General features: G+C 57.7%; 15 protein-coding genes. 5 read left to right on the forward strand and 10 right to left on the reverse strand.

Going from position 1 to position 13,219, the window contains the following annotated elements; genetic code table 11:
- Positions 1-378 precede the first annotated feature (378 nt).
- The 3 genes from purF to ACR0J7_RS02730 all read left to right on the forward strand — a co-directional run bounded on the left by purF (position 379) and on the right by ACR0J7_RS02730 (position 3,136).
- Positions 379-1,902 (forward strand): amidophosphoribosyltransferase, encoded by a 1,524-nt coding sequence (purF, locus tag ACR0J7_RS02720; protein WP_267364182.1) that lies wholly within the window; start codon positions 379-381, stop codon positions 1,900-1,902.
- 298 nt (positions 1,903-2,200) lie between these two features.
- A complete protein-coding gene (locus ACR0J7_RS02725; RefSeq protein ID WP_209503732.1) occupies positions 2,201-2,449 on the forward strand; it encodes a hypothetical protein in 249 nt (82 codons plus the stop codon).
- Between the two features lie 42 nt (positions 2,450-2,491).
- Positions 2,492-3,136 carry an SDR family NAD(P)-dependent oxidoreductase gene (locus ACR0J7_RS02730; RefSeq protein WP_267364183.1) on the forward strand — a complete coding sequence of 215 codons (645 nt, stop codon included), beginning with the start codon at positions 2,492-2,494 and terminating at the stop codon, positions 3,134-3,136.
- A gap of 60 nt (positions 3,137-3,196) precedes the next feature.
- Here ACR0J7_RS02730 and ACR0J7_RS02735 read toward each other — a convergent pair whose 3' ends face one another.
- From ACR0J7_RS02735 to ACR0J7_RS02750, 4 genes are all read right to left on the reverse strand, one after another.
- Positions 3,197-4,039: an ATP-binding protein gene (locus ACR0J7_RS02735; protein WP_267364184.1), complete on the reverse strand. Its 843-nt coding sequence runs from the start codon at positions 4,037-4,039 to the stop codon at positions 3,197-3,199.
- Positions 4,040-4,156: 117 nt separating this feature from the next.
- Positions 4,157-5,035, reverse strand: a complete 879-nt coding sequence (gene tatC / locus ACR0J7_RS02740; protein ID WP_267364186.1) for a twin-arginine translocase subunit TatC — start codon at positions 5,033-5,035, stop codon at positions 4,157-4,159.
- A complete protein-coding gene (gene tatB, locus ACR0J7_RS02745; RefSeq protein ID WP_209503728.1) occupies positions 5,032-5,490 on the reverse strand; it encodes a Sec-independent protein translocase protein TatB in 459 nt (152 codons plus the stop codon). The genes tatC and tatB overlap by 4 nt, the downstream gene beginning before the upstream one ends.
- Positions 5,491-5,496: 6 nt before the next feature.
- Positions 5,497-5,712, reverse strand: a complete 216-nt coding sequence (locus ACR0J7_RS02750; RefSeq protein WP_209503727.1) for a twin-arginine translocase TatA/TatE family subunit — start codon at positions 5,710-5,712, stop codon at positions 5,497-5,499.
- Positions 5,713-5,934: 222 nt separating this feature from the next.
- Here ACR0J7_RS02750 and ACR0J7_RS02755 point away from each other — a divergent pair, with 222 nt between their 5' ends.
- Together ACR0J7_RS02755 and ACR0J7_RS02760 are read left to right on the forward strand one after the other, a co-directional pair.
- Positions 5,935-6,240, forward strand: a complete 306-nt coding sequence (locus ACR0J7_RS02755) for a hypothetical protein (protein WP_267364188.1) — start codon at positions 5,935-5,937, stop codon at positions 6,238-6,240.
- A 21-nt stretch (positions 6,241-6,261) separates the two neighbouring features.
- Positions 6,262-6,933 carry a helix-turn-helix transcriptional regulator gene (locus ACR0J7_RS02760; RefSeq protein WP_480480622.1) on the forward strand — a complete coding sequence of 224 codons (672 nt, stop codon included), beginning with the start codon at positions 6,262-6,264 and terminating at the stop codon, positions 6,931-6,933.
- A 62-nt stretch (positions 6,934-6,995) separates the two neighbouring features.
- On the opposite strand, the gene ACR0J7_RS02765 is transcribed toward ACR0J7_RS02760, so the two are convergent.
- The 6 genes from ACR0J7_RS02765 to ACR0J7_RS02790 all read right to left on the reverse strand — a co-directional run bounded on the left by ACR0J7_RS02765 (position 6,996) and on the right by ACR0J7_RS02790 (position 13,218).
- On the reverse strand, positions 6,996-8,168 hold the full coding sequence (locus ACR0J7_RS02765) for a peptidoglycan DD-metalloendopeptidase family protein (RefSeq protein WP_480913229.1): 1,173 nt from the start codon (positions 8,166-8,168) through the stop codon (positions 6,996-6,998).
- Between the two features lie 62 nt (positions 8,169-8,230).
- Positions 8,231-8,881 carry a protein-L-isoaspartate(D-aspartate) O-methyltransferase gene (locus tag ACR0J7_RS02770; protein WP_209503723.1) on the reverse strand — a complete coding sequence of 217 codons (651 nt, stop codon included), beginning with the start codon at positions 8,879-8,881 and terminating at the stop codon, positions 8,231-8,233.
- Positions 8,878-9,660: a 5'/3'-nucleotidase SurE gene (gene surE, locus ACR0J7_RS02775; RefSeq protein WP_480772795.1), complete on the reverse strand. Its 783-nt coding sequence runs from the start codon at positions 9,658-9,660 to the stop codon at positions 8,878-8,880. Before surE ends, ACR0J7_RS02770 begins: the two co-directional genes overlap by 4 nt.
- A gap of 114 nt (positions 9,661-9,774) precedes the next feature.
- On the reverse strand, positions 9,775-10,842 hold the full coding sequence (locus ACR0J7_RS02780; protein WP_480486463.1) for an ABC transporter ATP-binding protein: 1,068 nt from the start codon (positions 10,840-10,842) through the stop codon (positions 9,775-9,777).
- 107 nt (positions 10,843-10,949) lie between these two features.
- Entirely contained in the window at positions 10,950-11,999 is a 1,050-nt protein-coding gene (locus ACR0J7_RS02785) for a methyltransferase domain-containing protein (protein WP_480913231.1), read from the reverse strand.
- Between the two features lie 106 nt (positions 12,000-12,105).
- Complete coding sequence (locus ACR0J7_RS02790) at positions 12,106-13,218, reverse strand: hypothetical protein (protein ID WP_480504911.1); 1,113 nt, start codon at positions 13,216-13,218, stop codon at positions 12,106-12,108.
- Position 13,219: the final 1 nt, after the last annotated feature.

Below are 13,219 nucleotides of genomic sequence, written 5' to 3' on the forward strand. Positions count from 1 at the left end.
ACATTCAGGTCCCCCCGAGGTGCTGAGTTTTAGCAGTTCATGTATGCAATCAAATGCATGACAGCACATATGTTTGCGCATGTCACCACCTTCGTTTTTCTTCGTCGACATACGCAAACTTGGCCTGCGGCATTTGGCTATTGTGATCCTTTGATGACAGCCACGCCATTAGGCATTATGTGGGGGCCAACCCGCCACGGAATCGGAGCCACCGATCTTGTCCTTTCTGTATGAATGCGCGCTGATCGCAGTGATGGTCGCCCTAACGGCGTCTTGTTCCTGTGTAGCAAACAGTTCCGCGCTGAAGATGCAGAAAGTCCGGTGCCGAACTGCGGCCAATCCTCGAATGAAATCGTCATAGAAGTTGGAGCCCCTTGAATGTGTGGGATTTTAGGAATCGCAAGCCGGACACATGATGTCTTTGCTGAGATCTATGACGGGCTGCTGATGTTGCAGCACCGGGGTCAGGATGCCTCGGGGATCGTGACTTACAACGGCGAATTCTTCCGGGAAAAGAAAGCCAATGGTCTGGTCAAGGACGTGTTCAACGCCCAGGATGCTGAAACCCTTTTGGGTCATATCGGCATGGGGCATGTTCGCTATCCAACGGCCGGATCACTCAGCGCGGCTGAAGCGCAACCTTTCTTCGTGAACGCACCCTACGGTATCTATCTTGTTCACAACGGCAACATCACCAACACAGCGGAACAGCGCGAGAAAGTGACCGGGAAATACAGCCGCCACCTGCGCACCACATCGGATTCGGAAATCCTGCTGAACGTGCTGGCCGACAAAGTGGCTGACGCCATCAAGGTGAACGGCAATTCGGACCCGATCCGAAACATCTTTGCCGGTGTGAAGATGACGATGGAGCGGGTTCAGGGCGCCTATTCAGTCATTTGTCTGGTGGCAGGTGTTGGCATGTTGGCGTTCCGCGACCCATTTGGCATTCGGCCCCTTTCGGTCGCAAAACGCAATGTCGACGGTCAGGGGGACGATTATGCCTTTGCTTCGGAAGACGTAGCCTTTGGCATCAACAGTTTTGAAAAGCTGCGCGATCTGCGCCCGGGCGAGGCCATCCTGATCGACCTGAAAGGCAACATGCACGAGTTTCAGGCGGTCGAAGGCAAGCTGACGCCCTGTATCTTCGAGTATGTGTATCTGGCACGTCCGGATTCACTGCTGGACGGTGTCTCGGTTTATAAAACCCAGATGCGCATGGGACAGACGCTGGCGAAACAAATTCAGGACTCGGGCCTGGAAATCGACCGGATCATTCCCGTACCCGACAGCGCCCGCCCCGTGGCACTGGAAGCGGCGAAAATCACCGGCATCCCCTATCGCGAGGGGTTGGTGAAGAACCGCTATGTCGGGCGTACCTTCATCATGCCGGGTCAGGCCGAGCGACAGAAATCCGTCCGCCGCAAGCTGAACGCCGTTCCGCTGGAATTCGAAGGCCACAGCGTTCTGTTGATCGACGATTCCATCGTGCGCGGCAACACCATCAAAAAGATCGTTCAGATGTGCCGCGACGCCGGGGCCAAGAAGGTTTATGTGGCCAGCGCCTCGCCGCCGGTCAAATACCCCAATGTCTATGGCATCGACATGCCGACCAAGGCCGAGCTGATCGCAAATGGCAAAGAGATCGAAGAGATCCGTGAAGAGCTGGGCGCTGATGCACTGTTCTATCAGCATCTGGAGGACCTGATCTGGGCGGCCCAGGAAGGCAACCCGGACATCCAGGGATTTGATTGTTCCTGCTTTGATGGCAATTACATTACAGGCAGCGTTAGCGCGGATTACCTGGACAGTCTGGAAAACAGCAGCCGTGTCAGCCAGAAACGCGCGGATATGCAGGTTCCGGGCGGGTCGTGGAATGCGGCTAAACTCGCCTCAGGCTGAATGACTCCGCCCACCGAGTGCACGTCCAGCTTCTGTTCAGACCGCGAATCAAACCGTTCGGCATGCAGAAAGGACAACCCTGTTCAGGGTGGCTCGCATCTATACTGTTCCACCGATGAGTGGAAATCTGCCACAACCCGGCGGCGATTCTTGCACGATCACAGGGACTAACAAAAAGGTCGCTACGTCGTGAATCGTGGAGTATGTGAAGGTCTTTTGCTTACCTGATCGTTTTGGTATCGGGCGGCAACCACTCACTCGAAATAAGGGGTTCGGAACTCATGCCGGGCCACGGACCATGTCAAACACCAATGTCAAAAGCGCGGCCACACAGCAGGGCGCGTTAAACAAGAACTCTGTTTCTGTTCTGGGGGTGTTCGGGCCCAAAACCGAACTGCACGCCTTGGTACGCCTGTCATCGGGCCGCGTGAAAGAGGTTGAACCCGGAAGCCGTGTCGCCTCGGGTACGGTGATAGCAATCGACGAACAGGGCATCATGCTGCGACAAAGCGGCCAGACCAAGCGGATCGCCATTCCCGGAAGCTAATCGCGACTTGACGCCCCTCGCGCAGGGGTTCAAACCGCAGCCATGACCGATCAGACAAAAATCGCCCTTATCACCGGGGCCTCTCGCGGGTTGGGCGCTGCGCTGGCCGAAGCGCTGGCACCTGAATACCATATCGTCGCCGTCGCCCGGACCACCGGCGGGCTGGAAGAGCTGGACGATCGTATCAAGGCGAAGGGCGGGTCAGCCACTCTGGCCCCCATGGACATCACCGATCCAAACGCCATGGCGACCCTGTGTCGTGGCATCCATGACCGTTGGGGCAAGGTTGACCTGTGGATGCACACAGCCATCCACACATCAGCACTGACGCCAGTGCATTTTGTTGACCCCAAGGAATGGGCCAAGGCGATCAACACAAATGCAAACGCGACCTCGGTTCTGATCCCCTATGTCTCACCCCTTCTGGGCGAGAGTGGCCATGCGGTGTTTTTTGACGATCCGAAAGCTGGCGAGAAGTTTTATGGCATCTACGGTGCCACCAAGGCCGCGCAGATGGCTCTGGCCCGCAGTTGGGCCGTCGAAACCGAACGCACCGGTCCTCGGGTTTCGGTTGTCGAACCCGCGCCGATGCCCACGGCCGTCCGTGCGCGTTTTCATCCCGGGGAAGACCGGAGCGTGTTGAACAGCACCAAGGATGAAGCTGCGCGGATTCTGGCACTGCTTTAGGAAATGGCCCTGACGGGCCATGCCTCTGGCGGGGATATTTGCAGCCAGGTGAAGCCTGGATCAGGCGATATGCACGCCGTTGCGCCCAGCCAGATCGACGAAGAATTGCCAGGCGACACGGCCAGAGCGCGACCCGCGCGTGGCTTGCCACTCAATTGCCTCGGCGCGCAAGATCTCTGCATCAACAGAAACGCCATAGGCGGCGCAATAGCGGTCGATCATCGCAAGATACTCGTCCTGATCACAGGGATGGAACCCAAGCCACAGGCCGAAGCGATCCGACAGCGAGACTTTTTCTTCGACCGCCTCGGAAGGATTGATGGCGCTGGAGCGTTCGTTTTCGATCATATCCCGCGGCATCAGATGGCGACGGTTTGAAGTGGCATAGAAGACCACATTCTCTGGCCTGCCTTCAATACCACCATCCAGAACAGCCTTGAGAGATTTGTAGTGCTGGTCATCGTGGCTGAACGACAGGTCATCGCAAAACAGTATGAACCTGTAGGGCGCTGCGCGCAGATGGTTCAGCAACCGCGCCACCGTTCCCATATCCTCGCGCTGCAATTCGACCAGTTTAAGGTCGGCATAATCAGCGCTCAGAGAGCCATGCACGGCCTTTACAAGGCTGGACTTTCCCATCCCCCGCGCCCCCCAGAGCAGCGCGTTATTTGCCTTGTACCCTGCTGCAAACCGGCGCGTATTGTCCATCAACGTGTCGCGAGAGCGATTGATGCCGACCAGGAGATCCAGATCGACCCGGTTGACATGTGTAACAGGTTCCAGTCGATCCGGTTCGACATGCCACACAAATGCCGGAGCAACGGCAAAATCAGGCGCCGCCAAAGGAGCCGGTGCCATGCGTTCCAACGCCTCGGCGATACGGTTCAGGGCTTGGTCGTCCATATGGGCCTCCGGTTTTGTCTTGAGGGGTTCAAAGCACGTTCCAATTGGCACAACAAGAGTTTCAAAAGAAAAAGGCGCGCCCACGGATGGCGCGCCCGTTTATTTTCGTCGGCAGGTTTACTTGTCGTCTTCGAATTCCTGCATCAGGTCATCATCCGCTTCCGCTTCATCATCGTAATAACCGTCAGCGCGCAACTGGTCCTCGCGTTTTTTTTCTACTCGCGCGACCAGGAAGATCGAAATCTCGTACAGACCGTAGACCACCACAAACAGAATGATTTGTGTGATGACATCCGGTGGTGTGACGACTGCGGCCAGAACCAGAATGCCGACCACCGCATATTTACGAACAGCGCCCAGCCCCTCGGCACTGACCAGTCCTGCCTTCCCCATGAGAGTCAGGAGAACCGGCAGTTGGAAACATAACCCAAAGGCCACGATGAACTTGATCGTCAGGTTCAGATACTCCTGGGCTGAGCCCTGGAACACCACACTCAGCGGTGCCGCATTGACCCCATCGGCCACGGCTTCACCCTCAGCCCCGAATTGCTGGAACCCGAGAAAAAAGTCATAGGCCAGAGGCGTGACGACGTAGAAGGCAAAGCTTGCGCCCAGGAGAAACATAAAGGGCGAAGCCAGCATGAAAGGCAGGAACGCGTTTTTCTCGGACTTGTAGAGGCCCGGTGCTACAAAGCGCCACATCTGCATCCCGATATAGGGAAATGCCAGAATGAACCCACCCAATAAGGAAACCTTGATCGCAACAAAGAACCCTTCCTGTGGCGAGATGAAGATCAGGCCACAATCCTGCCCGCGCTCAGCCAGAACGTCACACAGGGGATTGGTCAGGAAATTGAAGATCGGCGTCGCCACTGAAAAACAGATGATCATACCGACCAGAAACGCCACAACGCTATGGATCAGCCGTGTGCGCAGTTCGGCCAGATGTTCGATCAACGGGGCCGAAGAATCGTCAATCTCGTCGGTTTTGCTCATGTCTTGCTTTCAGTGTTCAGCGCGGCTTCGGCCTCTTCTGCCTTGGCCAGTGCATCGGCTGCTTCCTTGGCCTTGCGCTCGGCGGTGGCACGGGCGGCTGACGCCTGAACCTTTTTGGCCTGCTCGGCCCGCTCGGCCGCCAGTTTACCCGTTTCGCTTTCAGGGTCGAACTTTGTAGGATCGATGCTTTTCGCCATCTCCTGCGCGGCTTGCTTGACACCGTCCATGGCCGATCCCACAGGGTTCACGGCAGCGTTGAGACCTTTCTTGATCTCATTCACCCCGGCCTGATCGGCGGCCTCGTTCATGGCGCTGCTGAACTCGCGCGCCATTCCGCGTGCCTTGCCGACAAAACGTCCGACATTGCGGAACAGCACCGGCAGGTCCTTTGGCCCCACAACGATCAGGGCAACGATGCCGATGACCAGAAGCTCGGTCCAGCCCAGATCAAACATCCGCGCTTACGCCTTGTCTTTCTCGGTTTCAGGCGTGACGTCCTTGGCCAGCTCAGAAGCGTCCTTTTCCAGCTCTTCCGAACCGTCTTTGACGCCCTTCTTGAACGCGGTGATGCCTTTGCCGACTTCGCCCATCAGCGAACTGATCTTGCCGCGTCCGAACAGAACCAGAACCACAACGGCGATCAGCAGCAGGCCAGGAAGGCCAATATTGTTGAGCATGTCTTCTCTCCTTTTTCGTCGGCACGTTTGCGCGCCGGGAACATCAACTGACTCAGTCTTTACGCCTCGATCGCTGGTCTCAAAAGGCATCTGCAACGGGTTGCGGGCAAAAATTTTGGAAAACGCGAGGAATCTAAGGGGTCGCAATTCTCAACTGACAGGTTTATGTCAGTTGTCATCCGTTAGGGATTTGGCATCGAAACAAGGTCAATGGAGAATTAAATGACCCACGTTGCTGAAATCGTCACCTTCACGCTGGCCAATGGCACCACGCCGGAAGAGTTCGTGAAACTCAGTCAGGCTTCTGAGGCCTTTGTGCGCAGCGCGCCGGGCTTCGCCCATCGGCAGCTTAGCCAGGGCGAAGATGGTCGCTGGACCGATTATGTTGTCTGGACCGATTTGAAAGCGGCAGAGGACGCCGCTGCGCAGTTTCCGCAACAGGAATGTGCGGCAGGCATGATGGCGGTCATCAATCCCGATAGTATCCAGATGCGTCACGAGAAAGTCCTATGGAACATGACTGCCTAAACGCAGTCAGAACGGCGTGTCATGCGCCGCACTGACCGACTGTTCGATATCATCCAGATCCTGCGCGATGGCAAACTGCACCGCGCGCAGGACATTGCGGACCGGCTTGAAGTGTCGGTCCGCACCATCTATCGCGACATGGATACGCTTGTTGCCTCGGGCGTTCCGGTCGAGGGAGAGCGCGGTGTCGGCTACATGGTGCGCGAGCAGATCACCCTGCCCCCGTTGAACCTGACCACAGCCGAGCTTGAGGCGTTGAATCTTGGCATGGCCATCGTGGCCGAGGCCGCGGATACTGACCTGAAGGCTGCCGCACAGTCGCTTGCCGACAAGATCGACGCTGTTTTGCCAACGCAGGTCGTGGCCGAGGCGGACAGCTGGAAATTCGCGGTCTACCCATTTGCCGATGCCGCAAGGGGCCTTGCCCATATGGCCCCGATCCGTGCAGCCATCAAATCACGTCAGAAACTTCACCTGTCCTATCGCCGCATTGACGGCGTTTTGACCGAACGAACCATCCGCCCGCTCCATATGGAATACTGGGGGCGGGTCTGGACCCTTACCGCCTGGTGCGAGCTGCGCAATGGATTTCGTGTCTTTCGCATCGACCTGATCGAAGCAGTTTCACCCCTTCCGGAGATCTTCGCCGACGAACCCGGAAAACGCCTGAGTGATTATGACCCGTACGCCTGACAGGCTTCATCTTTTCAGAAATACTCTCGCCGAAGGCATGGCCCGGTACGGGCCATCCAGCTTCACTTCAGATAGGGCTCGGGGTCCACGGACTCGAACCCTTTGCGGACTTCGAAATGCACATAGGCATTGTCGCCGCCCCGCAGTTGAGCCAGCTTCTGGCCACGGCGTACCTTATCGCCTTTCTTGACAGTGATCTTGTCGACATTTGCATAGACAGTCAGAAGATCGTTGTTGTGCTTGACCACAATGATCGGCACCTGATCCGCGTCCGCTGTGATCGCCGCGACAGTACCAGCCTCGGCAGCTGTGACCGACGTACCCGGAGCGGCAGCGATGTCGATGCCCTCATTCTTGCCCTTGTCATAGCCGCGAATGATAGTGCCGCCAACCGGCAGGGACAGCGCGGAAGTGCGCGTATTGGTTGGCGCTTCGGCGGTCACGTCGGGGGCCTCGGCCAAAGGCGCAACTTTTTCGTCCGGCAAGGGCTGCGTAGCGCTGGGTGGCGTCGGCGTCGGAGAACCCTGCCCCGGTTCCGTCACTTCCGTGGCGGGAACGGGCGCGGCACTAGCCGCATTTTGCCGGGGCGCTGACTGGTTCTTGACCGGAATCAACAAGTACTGACCTTCACGCACGGTAAAATCAGATCCCAGCCCGTTCCATTCCGCCAGAGATTCAACCGGCACCTGGTAGAGGCGGGAGATTGTATAGGCCGTCTCACCCCGCTTGACCTTGTGCCTGACCGGCTCCGGCCCAGCTGACACCGGCGCGGGTATTGGTGCCGGTTTCGCGGGTTCCAGTGTTGTGGTCTGAACCGAACCCGACGACGGCACCTGATCAATTGCAGACCCGGCAACCGACGCGATGTCCACACCGCTGCCAGCACCAACAGTGCGTGGCAGTGCAAGAACCTCACCCTCTCTTAGCGTGTCCGTCGTCTGAAGGCCGTTGAAACGCGAAAGCTCGCCCTCGGGCAGGCCAACCCGCGCGGCCACGTCCCGCACCGTATCGCCGCGGCGCGCCACGACCACCTGGTAGTTCGGATAGGTAATGACACCCCTGCTGTCTGGTGCCGGGCGGGATGCCGTCGCGGATTGCGCTGCATTGGTGGTCGAAAAGCCACCGATCTGCCCGCGAAGGTCATAATCCAGAGGCCCCTCGCACCCGGCCAGAATGGCCAGAGCGGCCACCCCGGTCGCACAGCGGCGCATTGCTGATTTGGATACTGCTCTCATAATTCTGTCCTCAACGCCTGCCCCTGTTACCCGGAGTTCCGGCGACCAATTCTTTAAGCCTATTACGCCTCGTCCTTCCCTAGCCCCTCCAGAAGGGGCACGAAACGGACAGACGTTAATTCGTCATAGTCCAGACCATCTTCGGTGCGCGTCACTTTGATCAACTGCTGCACCGCGTCCGACTGGCCCACGGGTAAAACCATAATACCCCCGATTTTCAGCTGCGCCAAGAGCGGGCCCGGAGGATCCTCAGCCGCGGCTGTGACAATGATCCGGTCAAAAGGGGCTTGTTCCGGCAGGCCAAATGACCCATCCGACAACATCGAAGTGATATTCGTCAGGCCCAGGTCGGCAAACAGCTTGCTTGTTTCGCTCACCAACCGCCTGTGGCGTTCCACTGTGTAGACCCGGCGGGCCAGTTTAGACAGGATCGCTGCCTGATAACCTGAACCTGTCCCAATCTCGAGCACCGTGTCCCGGGGCCTCACGTTCAGGGCCTGCGTCATCAGGCCAACGACCGAGGGTTGACTGATCGTCTGACCGCAGGAAATCGGCAGCGGCATGTCCTCGTAAGCACGCCCTGCAAACAGGCCGGTGACAAAGCGACCGCGGTCCACCTGCTCCATCGCAGCCAGCACGCGCGCATCCGTGACCCCCCGTTTGCGCAGGGCAAACAGGAATTGCATTACGGTTTCAGGGTCCAGTCCGCTCATTCGACCGCCTTCAATGCCTCCAGCATGTCATGCGCAGTCAGGTCAGCGCGCATCGGCGTCACCGAGATATAGCCTTCCAGATTGACAGCCGCATCCGTCCCGGGTGCGGTCGGATTGTGCTGATAGCCACCCTTGATCCAAAGGAACCGCCGCCCCGAAGGCGAACTGTGCGGTTCGACTGAAAACCGTGTGTCGCGTCGAAACCCCTGCGCCGCAATCCGCGTGCCCAGCACTTCGGCTGCCGGAACTGGGGGAAAATTCACATTATAGAACAGCCGATAGTCACCCTGTTCTGCCGGAGTTGCGTCCAGAATCCGGCGCACCAGTTCTGCACCATACCGAGCGGCTGCCTCGAACGGGTCGTCAACGCCCAGGTTGCGGGGGCCAAAATATTGCGACAGAGCAATCGCCGGGACGCCCTGCAATGCCGCCTCCATCGCGCCACCGATCGTACCGGAATACAACGTGTTTTCGGCCGAGTTATTACCCCTGTTCACGCCGGACAGAACCAGATCGGGAGGGGTATCCAACATAACATCGTGAAGCCCTGCCAAAACACAGTCGGCAGGCGATCCTTCGGCGGCAAAGCGCCGCTCTCCCAGCTTGGCGACCATCATTGGATGCGTGTAGCTGATGCAATGCCCAACCCCGGACTGTTCAAACGCGGGCGCGACCACCCAGACCTCTCCATCCGGTCCGGCCAGCTCGGCCGCAATCGCCTCAAGCGTGATCAAGCCCGGCGCATTGATCCCGTCATCATTGGTCAAAAGAATTCGCATGTGCCCGATTTACCCCCGCGTTTGGCTCTTGATAGACCCGGGCCTGCGTTGCGGCAAGCGACGTGGTCCCCCAATCTGAGGATTTCGCGCACCACTTGGGCGGAAATCGAAGGATCAGCGCCTGGTCTCGGGAAAAACGAAACATCTGTCGCGGCGGATTGTCAGCCACATCACCCGGCCCGGGTTGGGGACAAACACGTTCGGAACCGTCGCCCTCAGGATCGAACCATCATAGTCCATGCGGAACTCCACCAGGCTTTCATTGCCCAGAAATCGCGCACGTTCAACGACACCACGGGCTGCCACACCATCTGTTGGTGTCGGCAATGGCCCCTTGCCGTTGCGGTCAAAGTCCAGCTTGATGTGCTGAGGGCGAAAAACGATCTCGACATCCGTACCATTCGGAATGCCCGGCGCCAGGAACTGACCAAAGGGCGTGTCCGCCAATGCGCCATTCACTTGCGCTCGCAAAACGTTGACATCACTGAAAAACGCCACCGCTGCCTTGTCTGCGGGACGCGTATAGACGTTATAGGGAGCGCCCTGTTGCACGATCTTGCCACGCCGCATCAGGGCAATCTCGTCGGCCATGCGCATCGCTTCTTCAGGCTCGTGCGTGACCAGCAGTACGGCGGCATCTTCTTCCTTGAGAATGGCCAGCGTTTCGTCACGGATACCATCACGCAAACGGTTGTCGAGGCCCGAAAACGGCTCGTCCATCAGCATGATGCGCGGGCGCGGCGCCAGGGCACGCGCCAACGCCACGCGTTGCTGCTCGCCACCCGATAGTTGATGCGGAAAACCATCGATGAACCGCATCAGGTCGACCTTCTGCAACAACTCCTCGACCCGGGCGCGTTTTTCGTCCTTGTTGCCCTTAAGGCCGAAGGCTACGTTTTTGGCCACGCTCAGATGTGGGAACAGTGCAAAGTCCTGAAACATCAGTCCGATCTCGCGCCGTTCCGGAGGCACCCGGAACACGGTGTCGCAGATCAGCTTGCCATCAACATATATCTCACCCGAGTCCTGCATCTCGACACCGGCGATCATGCGCAACGTGGTGGATTTCCCGCAGCCCGACGGCCCCAGCAGACAAGTCACCTTGCCTGCCTGAACGGTCAGCGAAACATCATCCACAACAACCCGCCCCTCAAACCGACGGATAATGTTGCGAATTTCCAGACGCGGTGGAATTGCGTTACCTGTCACCGATGGACCCCGTTGCCTTTCCCGATCAAATCCATCGGGCTTGAGCGGGGATAGCAACCCCGCCCCTCAGGTGCAAGGGATCAGCAACACCCGCCAGAAGCGACAGATGCACCCACGGCTTCAAAAGGGCTTTCGCCACCGCAGCCTTCGAAAATGCCATAATGGGTCGAAAAATCGCCGACAAAGTCAAAGTGACGGGCAAATCGCGTGTCTTTCAGCATCATCCAGGTGTTGCCGCAGACCGGAAACACCTTGCCGGCTTCGATAACGTGATGGTCATCCAGAACAAATTCATGCGGTGCGTTCGGCACGGTTCCCTTATAGATCACGGCTTGCCCATAATCTTCACAAGCCGGTTCCAATGCAGGTAGTTTGAACAGACGGTATGTCGCGGACAGGAACTTCAACGGCGCAACACGCTCTTCCAGTACGGGATTTTCGATCGTCAGCGGACGATGTGTCACGCGGCGCGGGTCGCCGAAACCGGCCGTTCGAGCCATTGACAGGAAATCATTCCAATAAAGCGCGCCGGACAGGCACTCGCCATAAAGAACTTCGTCTTCGGCCATCGCCTGCGGAATACGGCGGTCTGCATAGACATCCGAGAAATACATCTCGCCGCCCTCTTTCAACAACCTATGTGCGCCGCGCAGAACCGCATTCTTATCCGCGGCCAGGTTGATGACACAGTTCGAGACGATGATATCGAACGATCCGGGTTCCAGATCAAGCTCATCCAGTTTTTCTATATAGCCGTGATGGAATTCCACATTGCTGCGGGCATATCCAAACGCCTCGGCGTGATATTCCTGATGCGCGCGGGCGACGTCCAGTTGTTCGGGCGTCATGTCGACACCCACGACCCGGCCCGTCTCACCGACCATGGCGGACAAGGCATATACATCCCGCCCGGCCCCACACCCCAGATCGAGGATCGACATGCCTTCAAGATCAAGTGGGGCAATCAGACCGCAGCCATAGTAGCGAGTCAGAACGTCGTCATGAATCTTTGAAAGGATCTTTTTGACATGACCGGGCATGTCGTCGGGCGTGCAGCACGCATTGGTCTGCAAGTCAGCACTGCTTTGCAGGACTTCACCGTAATAGTTCTGCACCGATTCATGTTTCATCGCGCTTTTCCCTCGCAAATGGTCATGTCCGAGCTAATGCAAGCGCCGGGAGTTCTCAATCCGGCGAAGGCGTTTTTGACGAAAGCGTGAGTGGTCCTGCGCGGCTTTACCCAAGCAGGTCGAAGTCCACGCCCGCGCGAATCTTGCCATTCACCTGAACCTCAAGCCGGTGTGCGCCGGGGACCAACTTGAATGTTGTGGCGTCGCCCTTCAACTTGTGGCGTTTTTCCAGCGTCAGTTTCCCGTTCTTCAAAGCCGCCTGCTTCAACTTGTGCACCTTGGCTGAGATTTTCCCGCCAGGTCTTTGAAAATGAATGACATAGTCAACCAGAACTGGCAGCTCTCCGGCCCCTTTCAAAGTGACCGAAAAGGCCAGAGCGTCCCCAATTCGAGCTTCGGAGTTCAGGTTGACCGCGACCTCGATTTCCGCGTCCGGGTCATAGCCTAACATCTTCATTGCTTCAGGATGCCCCGCTTTCACAAGTCCGCGCAGGGTGTGTGACGTCATCCAGTCCAGTTCGTCCTGAGTCTGATGACCCTGGTTGCGCCACGCCTTCAGGCGATCCAATACCAGATCCGGGTCTTTCTTGGTGATGTCGTTCAGGTGATTGGATACGGACCGGGTGACATACCGCGTCGAATCCATGTGCAAATTGTCCAGCAACGGCAGCGGGTCCTGCAAACCCAATGCGACCGCCTGCCCCCATGGCAATCGGGGGCGCGTCCCCTCGCTGACCAACCTGCGCACGTGGTAACTGTCATGAGAGCACCAATCCTGCATCCGCCGCAACACCCGGTCCGGGTCATGGTTCAGGAACGGTCGGATCGCCCATTCCATGGAAAACCTCTGTGTCAGTTCCTCCATCACGTCCAAAGCCAGATCAACATGCTCAAGGCCTATGGCCGCTACCCACTCACCGACCGGCGCAAAGATGAAATCGCCAAAATCGTCATCCGTTTTCGTCGGGTCCAAAGGCGCAGGCAAGGCGCGCAGGATCGTCGGGGCAACAGCAGGCAAGTCACCCGGCACCGCCTGTTGCAGACAAGTGGCGATCCAGATGATCCGATCCTTCAGCTCTAGATCCAGCAATCGCGACATGACCGCAGATCGGAATGCCGGGGCATCAAATTCTGCATGAGACTCGGAAAACAAACCACTGAGATAATTTACTTTCTCAGCGTTGAACATCTGATCTTTCAACGAAAACCCTTGCGCCATG

This window comes from Ruegeria sp. O4 (assembly GCF_056535125.1).

Coding starts and splice junctions, on each gene's coding strand:
- purF (WP_267364182.1), top strand. CDS start 379: ATGTGTGGGATTTTAGGAATCGCAAGCCGGACACATGATGTCTTTGCT.
- ACR0J7_RS02725 (WP_209503732.1), top strand. CDS start 2,201: ATGTCAAACACCAATGTCAAAAGCGCGGCCACACAGCAGGGCGCGTTA.
- ACR0J7_RS02730 (WP_267364183.1), top strand. CDS start 2,492: ATGACCGATCAGACAAAAATCGCCCTTATCACCGGGGCCTCTCGCGGG.
- ACR0J7_RS02735 (WP_267364184.1), bottom strand. CDS start 4,039: ATGGACGACCAAGCCCTGAACCGTATCGCCGAGGCGTTGGAACGCATG.
- tatC (WP_267364186.1), bottom strand. CDS start 5,035: ATGAGCAAAACCGACGAGATTGACGATTCTTCGGCCCCGTTGATCGAA.
- tatB (WP_209503728.1), bottom strand. CDS start 5,490: ATGTTTGATCTGGGCTGGACCGAGCTTCTGGTCATCGGCATCGTTGCC.
- ACR0J7_RS02750 (WP_209503727.1), bottom strand. CDS start 5,712: ATGCTCAACAATATTGGCCTTCCTGGCCTGCTGCTGATCGCCGTTGTG.
- ACR0J7_RS02755 (WP_267364188.1), top strand. CDS start 5,935: ATGACCCACGTTGCTGAAATCGTCACCTTCACGCTGGCCAATGGCACC.
- ACR0J7_RS02760 (WP_480480622.1), top strand. CDS start 6,262: ATGCGCCGCACTGACCGACTGTTCGATATCATCCAGATCCTGCGCGAT.
- ACR0J7_RS02765 (WP_480913229.1), bottom strand. CDS start 8,168: ATGAGAGCAGTATCCAAATCAGCAATGCGCCGCTGTGCGACCGGGGTG.
- ACR0J7_RS02770 (WP_209503723.1), bottom strand. CDS start 8,881: ATGAGCGGACTGGACCCTGAAACCGTAATGCAATTCCTGTTTGCCCTG.
- surE (WP_480772795.1), bottom strand. CDS start 9,660: ATGCGAATTCTTTTGACCAATGATGACGGGATCAATGCGCCGGGCTTG.
- ACR0J7_RS02785 (WP_480913231.1), bottom strand. CDS start 11,999: ATGAAACATGAATCGGTGCAGAACTATTACGGTGAAGTCCTGCAAAGC.
- ACR0J7_RS02790 (WP_480504911.1), bottom strand. CDS start 13,218: ATGGCGCAAGGGTTTTCGTTGAAAGATCAGATGTTCAACGCTGAGAAA.